The 14,098-nt window shown below is 61.1% G+C and carries 18 protein-coding genes and 1 tRNA gene; 14 read left to right on the plus strand and 5 right to left on the minus strand.

The window, feature by feature from the left end; all coding sequences use genetic code 11:
* Window positions 1-304: 304 nt before the first annotated feature.
* Window positions 305-472 carry a hypothetical protein gene (locus tag NKI79_RS27645; protein ID WP_352806034.1) on the minus strand — a complete coding sequence of 56 codons (168 nt, stop codon included), beginning with the start codon at window positions 470-472 and terminating at the stop codon, window positions 305-307.
* Between the two features lie 158 nt (window positions 473-630).
* On the opposite strand from NKI79_RS27645, the gene NKI79_RS27650 reads away from it, so the two are divergent.
* The 6 genes from NKI79_RS27650 (at window position 631) to NKI79_RS27675 (ending at window position 3,891) form a co-directional block, all read left to right on the plus strand.
* Window positions 631-706 (plus strand) — tRNA-Thr (locus tag NKI79_RS27650).
* Between the two features lie 1,006 nt (window positions 707-1,712).
* Entirely contained in the window at window positions 1,713-1,952 is a 240-nt protein-coding gene (locus tag NKI79_RS27655) for a hypothetical protein (protein WP_352649911.1), read from the plus strand.
* Window positions 1,953-1,983: 31 nt separating this feature from the next.
* Complete coding sequence (locus NKI79_RS27660; RefSeq protein WP_302894114.1) at window positions 1,984-2,109, plus strand: hypothetical protein; 126 nt, start codon at window positions 1,984-1,986, stop codon at window positions 2,107-2,109.
* Between the two features lie 147 nt (window positions 2,110-2,256).
* Window positions 2,257-2,655, plus strand: coding sequence for a GFA family protein (locus NKI79_RS27665; RefSeq protein ID WP_352508546.1), 399 nt, complete (start codon window positions 2,257-2,259; stop codon window positions 2,653-2,655).
* A gap of 265 nt (window positions 2,656-2,920) precedes the next feature.
* Window positions 2,921-3,118, plus strand: coding sequence for a hypothetical protein (locus tag NKI79_RS27670; protein WP_084641813.1), 198 nt, complete (start codon window positions 2,921-2,923; stop codon window positions 3,116-3,118).
* A gap of 134 nt (window positions 3,119-3,252) precedes the next feature.
* Entirely contained in the window at window positions 3,253-3,891 is a 639-nt protein-coding gene (locus tag NKI79_RS27675) for a cupin domain-containing protein (RefSeq protein ID WP_352806038.1), read from the plus strand.
* Between the two features lie 64 nt (window positions 3,892-3,955).
* Here NKI79_RS27675 and NKI79_RS27680 read toward each other — a convergent pair whose 3' ends face one another.
* Window positions 3,956-4,522, minus strand: a complete 567-nt coding sequence (locus NKI79_RS27680) for a DUF2569 family protein (RefSeq protein ID WP_352806041.1) — start codon at window positions 4,520-4,522, stop codon at window positions 3,956-3,958.
* Window positions 4,523-4,657: 135 nt separating this feature from the next.
* Between NKI79_RS27680 and NKI79_RS27685 the strand changes: the two genes are divergently transcribed.
* Window positions 4,658-4,858 carry a DUF2905 domain-containing protein gene (locus tag NKI79_RS27685; protein WP_254817120.1) on the plus strand — a complete coding sequence of 67 codons (201 nt, stop codon included), beginning with the start codon at window positions 4,658-4,660 and terminating at the stop codon, window positions 4,856-4,858.
* A gap of 55 nt (window positions 4,859-4,913) precedes the next feature.
* Here NKI79_RS27685 and NKI79_RS27690 read toward each other — a convergent pair whose 3' ends face one another.
* The gene (locus tag NKI79_RS27690) at window positions 4,914-5,528 is read right to left on the minus strand and encodes a TetR/AcrR family transcriptional regulator (protein ID WP_254817119.1); all 615 of its coding nucleotides are present in this window, start codon (window positions 5,526-5,528) and stop codon (window positions 4,914-4,916) included.
* A gap of 91 nt (window positions 5,529-5,619) precedes the next feature.
* Between NKI79_RS27690 and NKI79_RS27695 the strand changes: the two genes are divergently transcribed.
* The 6 genes from NKI79_RS27695 to NKI79_RS27720 all read left to right on the plus strand — a co-directional run bounded on the left by NKI79_RS27695 (window position 5,620) and on the right by NKI79_RS27720 (window position 11,412).
* Window positions 5,620-6,726 (plus strand): polyamine ABC transporter substrate-binding protein, encoded by a 1,107-nt coding sequence (locus NKI79_RS27695; protein ID WP_352806046.1) that lies wholly within the window; start codon window positions 5,620-5,622, stop codon window positions 6,724-6,726.
* Between the two features lie 13 nt (window positions 6,727-6,739).
* Entirely contained in the window at window positions 6,740-7,582 is an 843-nt protein-coding gene (locus NKI79_RS27700) for an ABC transporter permease (protein WP_352806049.1), read from the plus strand.
* 2 nt (window positions 7,583-7,584) lie between these two features.
* Complete coding sequence (locus NKI79_RS27705) at window positions 7,585-8,367, plus strand: ABC transporter permease (RefSeq protein WP_352806052.1); 783 nt, start codon at window positions 7,585-7,587, stop codon at window positions 8,365-8,367.
* The gene (locus NKI79_RS27710) at window positions 8,364-9,428 is read left to right on the plus strand and encodes an ABC transporter ATP-binding protein (RefSeq protein WP_352806055.1); all 1,065 of its coding nucleotides are present in this window, start codon (window positions 8,364-8,366) and stop codon (window positions 9,426-9,428) included. The genes NKI79_RS27705 and NKI79_RS27710 overlap by 4 nt, the downstream gene beginning before the upstream one ends.
* Before the next feature lie 2 nt (window positions 9,429-9,430).
* On the plus strand, window positions 9,431-10,189 hold the full coding sequence (locus NKI79_RS27715; protein WP_352806057.1) for an MBL fold metallo-hydrolase: 759 nt from the start codon (window positions 9,431-9,433) through the stop codon (window positions 10,187-10,189).
* A 449-nt stretch (window positions 10,190-10,638) separates the two neighbouring features.
* Window positions 10,639-11,412 carry an NAD kinase gene (locus NKI79_RS27720; RefSeq protein WP_352649923.1) on the plus strand — a complete coding sequence of 258 codons (774 nt, stop codon included), beginning with the start codon at window positions 10,639-10,641 and terminating at the stop codon, window positions 11,410-11,412.
* A gap of 74 nt (window positions 11,413-11,486) precedes the next feature.
* Here the strand turns inward: NKI79_RS27720 and NKI79_RS27725 are convergent, their stop codons facing one another.
* Window positions 11,487-12,143 (minus strand): outer membrane protein, encoded by a 657-nt coding sequence (locus NKI79_RS27725; RefSeq protein WP_352477471.1) that lies wholly within the window; start codon window positions 12,141-12,143, stop codon window positions 11,487-11,489.
* Between the two features lie 68 nt (window positions 12,144-12,211).
* Window positions 12,212-12,508: a hypothetical protein gene (locus tag NKI79_RS27730; protein ID WP_352806061.1), complete on the minus strand. Its 297-nt coding sequence runs from the start codon at window positions 12,506-12,508 to the stop codon at window positions 12,212-12,214.
* Between NKI79_RS27730 and NKI79_RS27735 the strand changes: the two genes are divergently transcribed.
* Window positions 12,495-14,090, plus strand: a complete 1,596-nt coding sequence (locus tag NKI79_RS27735) for a DEAD/DEAH box helicase (protein WP_352477469.1) — start codon at window positions 12,495-12,497, stop codon at window positions 14,088-14,090. The two genes, NKI79_RS27730 and NKI79_RS27735, sit on opposite strands and share 14 nt — an antisense overlap.
* The last annotated feature ends 8 nt before the right edge of the window (window positions 14,091-14,098 follow it).

Consider the following 14,098-nt stretch of genomic DNA (forward strand, 5'->3'; position numbering starts at 1 on the left):
TTGATGCTCCGCGGCCGGGGGGGCGCCCGCGCCGGGGTTGGGGGGGGGGGGCGGCCCCGCCCCCCCCCCCTCTTGGCGGGCCCCGCCACATCCCCCCCCCCCCTCCCGGGGCGCGCGCCGCCCACCTCTCCGCCGCTTCGCGGAGGGCGAGGAACCCAGGTCCCAAGAGGTCGGAGGAACAACCCCTCTGCCCTGCCACTCAGACACGCAGAAAAAGGGGGCAGTGGAGTGCCAGTCTGATACTGTTAGCCGCGACCACGAACGGTCGCGCTGGTCGACAGTTCACCGGACCGATCGGCAGGCCTCAGCCCATGCCGGTGATATGGCGAAGCCAGAACGCGAGCGCGATGAAGCCGATGATGGTGATGACGCCGGTCCAGTCGATATTGGCGCGCTTCAGATCCTTGACGAGTTTCACCAGGAGAACCCAGGCCACGACGACGAGCGGGAGAATGATGACAAACCTGATCATGCGACTGCCTCGCTGATGCGATTGCACCTTCGATCAATACAGGGAGCGAATTGGCCGTTTTCAGGACGCCCTGGCGGCAGAGCCGGTGCGATCGCCGGGAACCGAAAAACGGAGTTTTGTCTTTACTGGCGCAGCAAATATGCTAACCGGAGCGCCGTGCCCTTGTAGCTCAGCTGGTAGAGCAGCGGTTTTGTAAACCGAAGGTCGGCGGTTCGATCCCGTCCGGGGGCACCAGTTTCCACCCGACAAACCCCAGAAATCAAGGAACTCAAGGGTTTCAACGTCCCCCGAGGTACACCAAAAGGTACACCGAGGGTCCACCAAGGATGAAAATGACACTGGAGCATGTCCAACCGCGCGGCAATCGGAAGGTCTACCGAAGGAAGGTGCCCAAGGTCGTTCATACACTTACGCCATTCGTTTTGTATCTGGTGAAGTATCATCATCCATTTGATGCCGAGCGACAGCAATACACTCGTTAAGATTGTCCCGAAGCCGAGTAGCCGCTTCAAGGCTAAAGTTCATGTAATTTGTAGGGGAACCTTCCGCACCAGCGTAACCATCGGGCCTCATCGAAAGACCTATGTAGACGTCTCGCTGGTCTATTGACCTCTTAACGCGCCATTCGAGGAAAGAATCGCTAGCACTTCCGACGACCGGGGGTGTCTTGAAGACGACATCTCCGAGCAATGCATTCATTGTTTTTGATTTCGCGAGTAGCTTTTTCCCAAAGGTCCACATCAAGCGATACCCTCCTGACATCTGCAGCATCTACACTTCGACGAGCGTCCGCAATGGGGTCGAACTCGGTCGTTCTGAGTGATTGGGTTTTGATCCCAGAGGGTTGGATAGTGGGAAGGTGTTCCTGAGCTGCACTGCGCACTATGCGACTACGAACGGCAGCGGGTAATGGTCAACGTCCACGCCTAACAAGGGTGACAGAAGGTACACCGCTCGGGCACAAAGAGGTACACCGAGCTTAACCTCTTCAGGGGAAGATACTCTCGTATTCCCTTGATTTTTAGGGGTAAAATTCGGGTGGACTGCTCCAGTTGGATTTGGCCCTTAGCGCCGTCCGGGGGCACCAGCACGGGCTTCTTGAGACCTCCGGGGCGCTTGAGATCTGCTCATCCCCGATATCCACAGGCCGGGGCCGTCAAGATCGGTAGCACATCAGCTTCAACGCATATATTCCCTAGCGGAAACCATAGTTCCCTACCGGAAAACCTAGGAGTTGTCGTTGGAGCAGAAACGCACGACCGCCCCCTTCATCAGCGGCATGTTTGGTGGCGTTGTCGTCTTCGCCTTCGCGTTCGGCTTTCGTTTCCTGGTAAGTCCCGATCCCGATCCTGCATCAAGAGCAACGACAAGCCTTTCGGTACTGGCATTCGCCATTTGCTTCGGCGCGGCATTCCTTCGCGAGCATCGACGCCAGATTGCCGCCGCCAGAGAATTCTTAAGCCGCCCAAGATCGTATTAGGCTGAGGACTCATAAGCGAAGCGACGATCTGATGATCGCCAAGGCCATGCTCGACAAGAAGGCGCCGCTGGCACTTTCATCGGTATTGACGGGCTTTGGCGCCAGCGGCCTGGCGGAGAAACTCTACGAACATTTCAATATGCCGCAAAGGCGATAGTGAAGGCAGCTTGGAGGCAACGCCTCGCGCGGGCGAGGACAATCGCCAGCGCCGAATGTCGGAATTGGGCGCCAGCTCGGTGCATTTCATGGCGCCTCCCTCACGCCCAGGCATGAAGCTGTCCTTGTTGACTCGAGGAGTATTTGCATGCGTGGTCATTGCTTATGCGGCGCTATTGCCTTTGAAGTCGATGGCCCGGCACAGGCCTGCGTGGTCTGTCATTGTGAAAGTTGTCGGCGGCAATGTTCTGCGCCGATGACCACCTATATTGGCGTCTTGAACGGCCAATGGCGATGGTTGGGCAAGCTACCGAAGGTATTCAACTCTTCTCCCGGTGTGGAAAGAACATTTTGCGATCACTGTGGTACGCCGCTGTCCTTCCGCTCAAAGAACATGTCTGATGTCATGCATTTTTTTGCGGCGGCGATGGAGGAGCCAGAAAAATTTGCACCTACGCTGCATGTCGCTTTTGAGGAGAAGCTCCCTTGGCTGAAACTCGCCGACAACCTGCCGACCCGTTTTGGGCCTGACTATACGAAAGATTAGGACGGTACGGACCGGGAGCGTCGGGATCGCCAGAAAGTTCCCGTGAAATTGCCGGCTTAGCCTGAACCAGATCGGGCTCAAGCATCTCCTACCAGGAGACGCCGAGCTCATTCCTGTCTTGCTTTTTGCTGGGCCATAGGTTCGTCCCGCCTCCCGACGGCCACTTAACAGCATTCGATTAAATTGCTCCAGTGTATATTAGCACTCGCTCAATTAAGCGCGCCGACAATGCCCGTGCGGCGGGCCAAAAACCAAAGGTGTTGTCATGCGTAGTGATTTCGCCGCGGCGCGCGAGCTTTTGGAGTGCGCACAAAACCGCCTCTGCGGCGCGGATGAAACGAGCCGACGCGTCAACGAGGCCCTCGACGCGCTGATTGAAGAAATAGCCATCGCGGAATTCCGCAAGGCGCCACTGACGGTCGTGCCGTTTCCGCGAGCGCGCCCGCCTAAGCATGTCCGGTAGAGAGCACCGGTCGCGCCCGTGTCGACGGAGCCGGCGCAGGAGTTTCACAACCGCTCGTTCGAGCGGTCGTTGAACCGCCAACCCTTTAACCGTAAGCTTGCCGGCAGCGGTGCTCTGAAACCCGGAGCTGATCCATGTCACGCTGTGGAGATGTCTACGAGAACAAGGTGACCGGCGAATATGCGGTCATCCTGCGTGGCACCGAAGACCGCGGCCAGGGACCTGGCATCGCTCATCTGACCGCCCGGCCGGGGGCCGCAGTGGTGGGCGAGCACTACCACCCGAACCTGACAGAGCGGTTTACCGTCCTCCGTGGCCGGCTCGACGCTTGCATCGCCGGGAAGACTTTGTCCCTGGGGCCAGGCCAATCCGCCACGGTCGAAGCAGGCGTCGCACATGATTGGTGGAACAGCAGCAAAACCGAAGAAGCGCATGTGCTGGTCGAAGTCGACCGGGCGCCAGGTGCGGACAATGTCGACCCGAACCGTTTCGAGCTGCTGATCGGCATGCTCTTCGGCCTGGCCAATGCCGGCAAGGTGGACAAAAAAGGCAGGCCGTCGCCGCTTCAGGCGGCAGTCATCGCCAGAGAATTTGCCGACGTAATCGTCTTCACGTACCCGCCACCTGCGATTCAGCGAGTGGCGCTGGGGATCCTGGCGCCACTCGGCCATCTGCTCGGCTATCGCGCGATCGACCCCGGCTACTGCAAGCCGCACGGGCATGTCACGCCGGCGCCTGAAATCCTCGCTCGAGCAGGCCTACAGGCCGGGTGATCCGGGTCGATGCAGCGCGCCCGGCATTTTTGTCAGCAGCCACACATAGGGCTCGCGGCAAGCTCTATGAAGCACTCGTGACCTGACCGGATATCGCGGCCCTGTCGAACGTGTTTCTCACCCTGACCGACTTGTAAACGTAGGCGACCCAGATCCCGGTCAGGACAAAAGAAACTGCGGGCAGTACCAACGCATCCCCTGCAAGCACCAAGCTCACAGGAGCGCTCATAACCGCTGAGATCCATACCGCGTCCAGAAAAAACACGACTGGAATTGCAAACCACTGATACAGGAACAGCTGCTTGAAGCGGTAACTCCGCCGGAGCATTGCAACGAACACAACCAGCTGGAGCACCAGAAACGCCAGCAACAGGGCGATCTCGCCGTAGACCGCCAAGGCGCCGTTGGGGAGCGTCATTAGCTGTCGATAGGTCCCGCTCGAAGAGAACAGCTCAGCCAGCGTGCGGAAAGGTGCCAAGCACTGTCCAATCGCCAGCAGCATAAGCCAGCCTCCAAAACCTACGAGAGCCGAAGGATCCTGTAATGGCTTTGCGGCTGACCGAACGGCAAAGAAAACAGGCACGCCGATCAGCAGCAGCAGTATAGCCCAATGCCAGATGGAAATCCGCATCCGATCCCTCCTTTGATGCCCGTTCAGGTTGTAGCAGATTTCAATCTCAACTCAAGAGGCAACATCGAGAGGAAGCGCTGCTTGCGAGACCCGTCAACACTATATTTCTGGCACGACACTTTCCGGCAGGATGCCATGTCGCGAACTCTGATCGTCGTTGGTCTCAGCATAGTCGCCATAGGCCTGCTGTGGCCTTGGTTGGCCCGCTCCGGCCTTGGCAGGCTGCCCGGCGATATCGTAATCGAGCGTGAGAACTTCAGGCTTTATGTCCCTATCACCACGGCGATACTGGTCAGCATCGTGCTCTCGGCCATTCTATGGCTGATCAACCGTTAGGCGATGCTCCGGCAACGGCGATTTGTGTTGCTGGCCCTACTCGCCCTTGATCTTCTTACACTCCGATCGCCGCCACCAATATCCGGTTCTGCCTGCGTATCGCCGTGCGCAACTCTGCAATCCTCGCCTCCTCGCGCTTCACGAACTCGATGAACATCATGTTCATGTTGTTGAAGATGAGTTCGCCGAGCGCCGGACCATCGATGTCGCGGCGCACCAGGCCGAGCGCCTGTAGCCTGGCGATCAGCGCGCGGATCTGCTCGGTCAGTGCCCGGTCGAGCGCCGTGTAGGCCTGGCCGAACGGGCTGTCCGGCAGTTGCGTCGAGATCGCCATCGCCTGCCGCCACATCTCCTTGCTGAGATAATGCAGCGAATGTTCGATATAGATGCCGAGCAGCGTATCGAGAGCGTCGCCGACATTGGCTGGCGGGTTGGCGACGACGCCGCGCCCGGCATTCAGCACCTCGTTGACCTCCATCGAAACGATGGCGCCGAGGATGTCGCCCTTGTTCTGGTAGTAATTGTAGATGGTGCCGACCGAGACTTCGGCCTGCGCGGCGATGGTTTCGATCTTGGCGCCTTCATAGCCGGCATCGCGGAAAAGCGCCGCCGCCGCCTCGATGATGCGGCGGTGCCGATCCGCCTTCTGCCTTGCCCGCAATCCGCTCATAGCGGCTGTTTGCCACAAAAACAGAATTGACTCAATTTTAGAATTGGTTCAATTTTTTGCTACAAGCCAAAAAGGCAAGGGAGAACACCCGATGTCCGTCAATCCAAAGACCCCCAATCCAACCGTCAGGAGTCCGCTTTCCTTTCTGAAGAGCTATCTCCAAGGCGCGTGCGCCGCCGCAGCACTGCTGCTGGCGGCTGGCAGCCTCGCTCAGGCGCAGGACCTCAACGCGCTGATCTGGTGCGATCACGCCGATCCGGTGCTGTTGCAGCCGTTCGAGGAGGCGAACGGCGTCAAGGTCAATGTCAAGGAGTTCGAAGGCACCGGCGCCGGCCTGGCGATCGTCGAACAGTCGCAGCCGGGCGACTGGGACGTGATGGTGATCGACAGCATCGACATACCGCGCGGCGTCGAAAAAGGCCTGTTCGAACCGCTACCGGAAGATAAGCTGCCGCTGGCCGATCTGTTTCCGCAGGTGAAGATGGATAGCTCCACCGTCGTCGACGGCAAGCGTTACGGCATCACCGAAAAGTTCGGCTACAACACGATCGGCTACAACAAGACCAAGGTCGACCCGGCCGACATGCAGTCGCTTGCCGCGCTGACCGGCGACAAATACAAGGGCAAGATCGCCATCTACGATTATTACCTGCCGGTCATCGGCATGGCCGCACTGGCGATCGGCAAGAAGACGGCGGAACTGACGGAAGCCGACCTTCCTGCCATCAAGGAAGAGCTGCTCAAAATGAAGGCCAACGCCAAGCTGGTCGGCGAAGTGACCGCCAGCCAGACGGCACTGGCGACCGGCGAAGTCGACATACTGGTCGGCGGCGGCGAATGGGTGACGGCGGGGCTGGCCAAGGAAAACCCTGCCCTCGACTTCTCTATTCCGAAAGAAGGCGCGGTGCTGTGGTCGCAGTCGCTGGCAATGTTCAAGGATTCCAAGAACAAGGAGCTGGCGCTTAAATTCATCCAGTACATTATGAGCCCCGAAGGGCAGGCGCGGCTCGCCACCTCGTCCTGCTATTGGGGCATGCCGGCCAACAGCAAGGCGGCCCTGAGCGACGAGCAGAAGAAGATCCTGCGCTTCGACGAGCAGCCGGAATTCCTCGCCCGCGCCCAGGCCTATCCGGCGCCGAATGCCGATCTCGACAAGAAGATGCAGGACGTCTGGACCGAAATGCTGCAGGCGCAATGACCGGCTGCCAGTCGTGAACTCCGTCAACAGCGGGCGTGCCCTGCCCTGGGCGCTGGTCACGCCGGCGCTCGGCTGGACGTTGCTGTTCTTCGTGCTGCCCTTCGTCGCCATGGCGGTATCCAGCCTGACGGCGCATGAAGGCGGCGGCTTCACGCTGTCTAACTACAGCCAATTCTTTGCCAATCCGTCCTACTGGCAGGCGATGGTGAACTCGCTACAGGTCACAGCGATCGTCACCATTATCTCGGTGCTGCTTGCCTATCCCTTTGCCTGGATTCTGGCCGAACAGGTGCCGGAGCGCTGGCAGCGGCTGGCGCTGATGCTGGCGGTGCTGCCCTTCTGGACCTCCTATGTCGTGCGCTCCTATTCGTGGCTGCTGGTGCTGGCACAGAACGGCGTCGTCAACCGCGCGTTGACCGGCTCCGGCCTGTTCGGCGAACCGCTGCAACTCGCCAATACCCGGCTAGCGACCGTCACCGGCTTCGTGCATTTCTTCGTCATGCTGTTGACGCTGACGATCTTCGCCAATCTGAAGCAGCTCAGCCCCAGCTACCGCAAGGCCGCCGCCGACCTCGGCGCCGGGCCGGTTCGGACTTTCCTGCATGTCGTTCTGCCGCTGACGCTGCCTGGCATCATGGTCGGCGCCTTCCTCACCTTTGTGCTGTGCATCGGCGATTACATCACGCCGCAGATCCTCGGCGGCAACAACGAGCTTTTGATGCCGCAGCTCGTCATGATGCAGATCGGCCGGCGCGGCGACTTTCCGCTCGCCTCGGCGCTGTCGATCATCCTGATGGCGGTGGTCACCATCGCCTACCTCGCCTGCGCCCGCTGGCTGAAGATCGACCGGGCCTGACCATGCGCGCTTTCATCCGCCTCGTCTCCGGCCTTTACGCCATCGCAATCTACGGCTTCATCTTTCTGCCGGTCGTCGTTCTGGTGCTGTTTTCGCTGCAGGCAACCTCGTTTCCGATCCCGCCCTTCACCGGGCCGTCGCTGCGCTGGTACGAGGCCGTGCTCGCCGACACGCGGCTGACTTCGGCGCTGGTCAATTCGCTGCTGGTGGCGGTCGTCTCCTCGGCTGTCGCCGTCACGCTCGGCTTTCTCTCCGCCTGGGGTTTTGCGCGCTTCGCCTTGCCGGGCTCGAGCCTGATGCGCGGGCTGATCACCTTGCCCTTGACCGTCAGCTATCTCATCATCGGCATGGGGCTGCTGGTGCTGTTCAACTGGGCCGGCGTGCCGAAGTCGCTCATGGCCGCCGGCATCGGCCATGTGGTGATCAACCTGCCGCTCTGCTTTGCCATCATCTACAGCCAGATGGGCGACCACCAGATCAATATCGAGCGCGCCGCGCGCGATCTCGGCGCCGCCGAATGGAAAGTGCTGCTTTTGATTACCGTACCCGTTATGGCGCCGGCGATCTTCGCCGGTTTCTTCCTGTCGATGACCTTCTCCTGGGACGAATTCGTCATCTCGTTCCTGCTGACGCGCTTCGACACGACGCTGCCGGTCGAGATCTGGAACCTGCTGCGCTCCGGCCTCAATCCCAAGACCAACGCCGTCGGCTCGCTGGTCTTCGCCGTCTCCATCGTACTGGTGGTATTGTTCGAGCTGATGCTGTTGCGGAGGAAGCCGGCATGAGTGCGCCACTGGTCGATATAAGCTCTGTCTCGCATCGCTTCGGCCAGCTCACCGTGCTGAAGAACGTCTCGCTGACGATCGAGCCGGGCAGCTACACGATCCTGCTCGGGCCATCCGGCTCCGGCAAGACGACGCTTCTGTCCATCCTCGGCGGCTTCGTCACACCGAGCGAAGGCAAGGTGCTGATCCGCGGCGAGGACTGCACCGCAGTGCCACCGGCGAAGCGGCCGACGACGACCGTGTTCCAGGACTATGCGCTGTTCCCGCATATGAGCGTCGGCAGCAATGTCGGCTTCGGGCTGCGCATGCGGGGTGTCGATGGCGAAACCCGGGCAGCAAGGGCGCGCGAGGCGCTGGCGCTGGTCGGGCTGGCCACTGCCTTCGACAAGAAGCCGCATCAGCTTTCGGGCGGTCAGCGGCAGCGCGTCGCGCTGGCGCGCGCCCTGGTGGTCGAGCCGGCGGTGCTGTTGCTCGACGAGCCGCTCGGCGCGCTCGACCTGAAATTGCGTCGGCAGATGCAGGATGAATTGAAGGCGATCCAGAAACGCGTCGGCACCGCCTTCATCCACGTCACCCACGACCAGGAAGAGGCGATGGCGCTGGCCGACCATTGCGTGGTGATGAATGACGGGCGCATCGAGGACGAAGGACCGCCCGAGCGCGTCTATGCACGGCCGGCGACGCGCTTTTCCGCGACCTTCATGGGCGAAAGCACGCTGATATCGGGAACGGTGACCGAGGCGAAGAGCGGCAAGATCACCGTCACCACGAAGCTTGGGTCGCTCTCCGTGCCTGGCACATTGCCGGCCGGCTCGACCGTTGCGCTGGCCATCCGGCCGGAGCACCTTGTCCTCGGCGCGGCCGGCGGTGCTGTCGCGCTCGGTACGGCCAATGTCAGCGACGTCGTCTTTCAGGGCAGCTTCAAGCGTGTTCTGGGGACCTCCGCGGCCGACCCGGCGCTGCACTTCATCGCCAAGGTCCCCGCCGTATCGGCCGTCCAGCCGGGCGACGTGGTCGCGGTATCGTGCGATGCTGGCGACATCATCCTGCTTGCGGACTGAACATGAGCACGCTTCCAACCATCGACGCCGGCCACTGGTACGAAACCATCCGCATGGGCGATGGCGTGACGCTGATCCACGAGCCGTGGATCAAGCCGTTCTTCCGCTGCAACATCTGGCATGTGCGCGGCCGCGACCGCGATCTTCTGTTCGACACCGGCCTTGGCCATTTCAGCCTGCGCCGCCACGTGCCGCTGGTCACGGAGCGCAAGCTCATCTGCGTGGCCAGCCACACGCATTTCGATCATATCGGCTGCCATCACGAATTCCCCGACCGCTGCGTGCACCCGGCCGAAGCCGGGATCCTCGCCGACCCGCGCAAGGAATGGACGGTTGCCGACCGCTATGCCACCGACGAGATGTTCGACGGCATGCCGCAAGGCTGGGACACGAAGCGCTACCGGATCCTGCCCGCACCAGCCGACCGGTTGGTCGAGCAAGGCGATATCCTCGATCTCGGCGACCGTGCCTTCGAGGTGATCCACACGCCCGGTCATTCACCCGGCGGCATTGCGCTCTACGAAAACAGGACGGGCATCCTGTTTTCCGGCGACATCATCTATGACGGCCCGCTGATCGACGACGTCTATCACTCCGATATCGACGAATATGTCGAAACGCTACTGCGCATGCGCGATCTCGATGTCTCGGTCGTGCATGGCGGCCATTTCCCGAGCTTCGGGAGAGTCCGCTATCGCCAGCTTGTCGACGAGTATCTCGCGCAAAAGCGCCAGGCCGGCTGCCATCTGCTCGCCCGATAAGCAATAGTATGTGGCGTCAAAGTGCCCTTTGCGGACAGGGCGTTCCGGCCGCGTCGCCGCAGCGTGAGGCGGTGGGCTGCGGTCTAAAACTCTTCTCTTCCGACTGGCGCACCAGTTCCGCGAAAGCCAGGGCAAAACTTGCCAGCATCAGGAAGACGATAATCAAGCGTGCCAGCGGCAATAGATCGGCCTCGACTGGTTAGCCCCCACGCCGCCCATTCACTGCCGGCTAACATGATCGATCCGGCTTTACGAGGGTTTAAGGCGGGCCTTAACCATCACATCATTTTGTCCCGCGACATGATGCGCGAGTGCGCCCTGTTCGGCCGCCATATCAAGACACCTCCCTCCCTTTGCAGAAATGCCCACCCATGCTAACCCGGCGCTGGCGCGGCCCAGCAACCGGTCGCCGCCAATCGATCGCTGCCAATCGGTTGTCGTTGAGAGCCATGAGCAAAACCGCCAACCGTTTCGCCTTCGTCTCATCCGGTACAGCCGACGCCAACGCGGCGCTGGAAAGCCTTTCTGCGCGTTACGGCCAGGCATCCGTCGAAGAGGCTGGGATCGTCGTGGCGCTCGGTGGTGACGGCTTTCTGCTGCAGACCTTGCGTGAGACGATGAGCACGGGAAAGAAGGTCTACGGCATGAACCGTGGCACCATCGGTTTCCTGATGAACGAATACCGCGCCAGCGGCTTGACCGGGCGCATCGCGGCGGCCGTTGCCGAAACGATCCGCCCGCTGGAGATGCAGGCAGTTACGGCGGAGGGCGAGACGATTTCGGCGCTGGCGATCAACGAGGTCGCGCTTTGGCGCCAGTCCTACCAGACCGCCAAGATCCGCATCACCGTGGATGGGCAAGAGCGGCTGGAGGAATTGCACTGCGACGGCGTGATGATTGCGACGCCGGCCGGCTCGACCGCGTACAATCTGTCCGCGCACGGGCCGATCCTGCCGCTCGACGCTCCGCTGCTGGCGCTGACCCCGGTCAGCCCGTTTCGCCCGCGCCGCTGGCGCGGCGCGCTGCTCTCCAACAAGGCGAGCGTGCGTTTCGACATTCTGGAGCCGGAAAAGCGGCCGGTGAACGCCGCCGCCGACCACACCGAGGTCAAGGCGGTGACGACGGTCACGGTAAGGGAATCGCCGACGGCAACGGCGACGCTGCTGTTCGATCCCAACCATTCGTGGAACGAGCGCATTCTCGCCGAACAGTTCAGGTATTAAACGACAAAAGTAAAACCCGGCACGAGGCCGGGTCCAGTGCAACACAAAGTCTCGCCGCAACCGATCCTTACGATTTAGAACTTGTAGTTCAGGCCGACAACTCCGGTGTGTATCCGGACCTTTGCCTCGACATTCTCGCCGCCGTCGACCGTATAATCGCCCTTGCCTAGATCGAAATACTTGTATTCGCCCTTGAGCGACCAGTGATCATTAAAGGCATATTCCAGGCCCGCACCCAGCGTCCAGCCTGCTTTGGTCTTCGTGGTATCGTTCGTCCCGACGGGACCACTGGTGCCAATCTCTATGGTTCCATAGCCGAGACCACCGGTACCGTAAATCAGCAGCCTGTCCATCGTGTAGCCAATTCGACCCCGCAACGAACCGAGCATCTTTACATCGGACTCGCAAGTGTAGGCTGGGTTTGGGCAAGATGTGTCCCCATCGATCTTGGCGGCCGCGATATCCGCCTCGATACCATAGACTATATTTCCGCTCTGGAAATTGTAGCCGGCCTGAACGCCGCCTAGAGCACCGCTGCCATCGTGATCAGCCGTCGCCCCGTTAAGGCTATATTCCCAGTCCACCTTGCTTTTGCCGCCGCCGACATGCGCGCCTAAATAAAAGCCCGTCCAGTTGTATGTTGACGCAACCGGCAACTCCACGACGTCGGCCGCCATCGCCGGCATCAAGGCAAGTGCCACAAATGCGGCAGAGAGAAGAATTTTTTTCATGATGTGGCCCCTCGACTAAGAAAAATGGATGAATCATTCGTGTCAAGGTTTCTGCTCCAACTCAAATCCTAAATGCAATTTTGCCGTGCAATCGGGATGAATGCAGCAAGGCGTTGCTGATCCGCAACACTTGCGCTGGTGCGGAAAAAACTGTTGCCTTCCTGGAAAGTCGGCATCGGCGATGCGGTAACCATCGCGATTAAGGTTACGACTTCACAATCGTGCCAATGCCGCCCGTTTGTGTTGACAAATCGTGGGCTTGCGCCTACCTGCAATACCAATCTTGCAGGCGCGCGGCGCTTGCCGCGACTGCTTATGTTGCGCCCCCGAACCAGCCAAAGACCGCCAAACTTGTCCTCAGACACCCAGATCGCTCAAGAAGCGTTGACCTTCGCAGACCTCGGCCTGTCGCCGAAGGTCCTTTCCGCAGTTACCGATGCCGGCTACACCGAGCCGACGCCGATCCAGGCTGGTGCTATCCCGCACGCCTTGCTCGGCAAGGATGTGCTGGGCATTGCCCAGACCGGCACCGGCAAGACGGCGTCCTTCGTCCTGCCGATGCTCACCCGGCTGGAAAAGGGCCGCGCCCGCGCCCGCATGCCGCGCACGCTGATCCTCGAGCCGACGCGCGAGCTCGCCGCGCAGGTCGAGGAAAACTTCGTCAAATACGGCAAGAACCACAAGCTCAATATCGCGCTGCTGATCGGCGGCGTGTCCTTCGACGAGCAAGACAAGAAGCTCGAGCGCGGCGCCGACGTGCTGATCGCGACGCCAGGCCGCCTGCTCGACCATCGCGAACGCGGCAAGCTCCTGCTCAACGGCGTCGAGATCCTCGTCATCGACGAGGCCGACCGCATGCTCGACATGGGCTTCATCCCCGATATCGAGCGCATCTGCGAAATGATCCCGTTCACCAGGCAAACGCTGTTCTTCTCGGCGACGATGCCACCGGAAATCACCAAGCTCACCGAGAAATTCCTGCACGCGCCGGTGCGCGTCGAAGTGTCGAAGGCAGCATCGGCCGCCACCAACATCACCCAGCGGCTGGTGAAATCCGGCCCGAAACCCTGGGACAAGCGCGAGACGCTGCGCAATCTGATGAAGGCCGAGGATGCCGAGCTGAAGAACGCCATCATCTTCTGCAACCGCAAGGTCGAGGTGTCGGAGCTGTTCCGTTCGCTGCTCAAATATGATTTCGACGCCGGCGCTCTGCACGGCGACATGGACCAGCGCGCGCGCATGCAGATGCTGGCCAATTTCCGTGACGGCAAGCTGCGCTACCTCGTCGCTTCGGACGTCGCGGCGCGCGGCCTCGACATTCCCGACGTCAGCCATGTCTTCAACTACGACGTGCCGATCCACGCCGAGGATTATGTCCACCGCATCGGCCGCACCGGCCGCGCCGGACGCTCCGGCAAATCCTTCACCATCGCGACCAAATCGGACACCAAATACATCGACGCCATCGAACGGCTGATCGGCACCAAGATCGAGTGGCATGACGGCGACCTGTCGACAGTCGTCGCCAGCGAGGGCGGCGAGGACGAGGCCCCGCGCCGTGGCCGTGGTGCGCCACGCCGCGCCGGGCGTAAGGACGACGCCAAGGACAGGGGCGAGCGCAAGCCGCGTGAACGCCACGCCAAGCGCAGCGAAGAAGCAGCGCCGGAAGCGGTTAGCGAGGAACAGCCGGTCGTGGCCGAAGCCGCCGTCGCCGATATTGGCGAGCGGCGTACCCGCAAGGAGGCGATCCGCTCGGAAAACAGCGAGCGCCAGGCTTCACCTGAACGGAAGGCTTCGCCCGATCGCAACGAACGGCGTGCGCCCGAACGCGGCGACACCAGGCCGCAGCGCGAGCGCCCTGCCCGCCAGCGCCAGGAAGACAATGACGCGACCGTCGGCTTCGGCGACGACATGCCGGCCTTCATGCGGATCGTCGCCAAGGTCTGATATCCAGC

It is taken from the genome of Mesorhizobium sp. M0340, from assembly GCF_040321535.1.
GTDB lineage: Bacteria > Pseudomonadota > Alphaproteobacteria > Rhizobiales > Rhizobiaceae > Mesorhizobium.

Excerpts from the sequence above, each read along its gene's own strand:
- NKI79_RS27715 (WP_352806057.1), top strand. The coding sequence starts at position 9,431 with ATGAGCACGCTTCCAACCATCGACGCCGGCCACTGGTACGAAACCATC.
- NKI79_RS27675 (WP_352806038.1), top strand. The coding sequence starts at position 3,253 with ATGTCACGCTGTGGAGATGTCTACGAGAACAAGGTGACCGGCGAATAT.
- NKI79_RS27725 (WP_352477471.1), bottom strand. The coding sequence starts at position 12,143 with ATGAAAAAAATTCTTCTCTCTGCCGCATTTGTGGCACTTGCCTTGATG.
- NKI79_RS27685 (WP_254817120.1), top strand. The coding sequence starts at position 4,658 with ATGTCGCGAACTCTGATCGTCGTTGGTCTCAGCATAGTCGCCATAGGC.
- NKI79_RS27665 (WP_352508546.1), top strand. The coding sequence starts at position 2,257 with ATGCGTGGTCATTGCTTATGCGGCGCTATTGCCTTTGAAGTCGATGGC.
- NKI79_RS27705 (WP_352806052.1), top strand. The coding sequence starts at position 7,585 with ATGCGCGCTTTCATCCGCCTCGTCTCCGGCCTTTACGCCATCGCAATC.
- NKI79_RS27680 (WP_352806041.1), bottom strand. The coding sequence starts at position 4,522 with ATGCGGATTTCCATCTGGCATTGGGCTATACTGCTGCTGCTGATCGGC.
- NKI79_RS27720 (WP_352649923.1), top strand. The coding sequence starts at position 10,639 with ATGAGCAAAACCGCCAACCGTTTCGCCTTCGTCTCATCCGGTACAGCC.
- NKI79_RS27695 (WP_352806046.1), top strand. The coding sequence starts at position 5,620 with ATGTCCGTCAATCCAAAGACCCCCAATCCAACCGTCAGGAGTCCGCTT.
- NKI79_RS27690 (WP_254817119.1), bottom strand. The coding sequence starts at position 5,528 with ATGAGCGGATTGCGGGCAAGGCAGAAGGCGGATCGGCACCGCCGCATC.
- NKI79_RS27710 (WP_352806055.1), top strand. The coding sequence starts at position 8,364 with ATGAGTGCGCCACTGGTCGATATAAGCTCTGTCTCGCATCGCTTCGGC.
- NKI79_RS27670 (WP_084641813.1), top strand. The coding sequence starts at position 2,921 with ATGCGTAGTGATTTCGCCGCGGCGCGCGAGCTTTTGGAGTGCGCACAA.
- NKI79_RS27660 (WP_302894114.1), top strand. The coding sequence starts at position 1,984 with ATGATCGCCAAGGCCATGCTCGACAAGAAGGCGCCGCTGGCACTTTCA.
- NKI79_RS27645 (WP_352806034.1), bottom strand. The coding sequence starts at position 472 with ATGATCAGGTTTGTCATCATTCTCCCGCTCGTCGTCGTGGCCTGGGTT.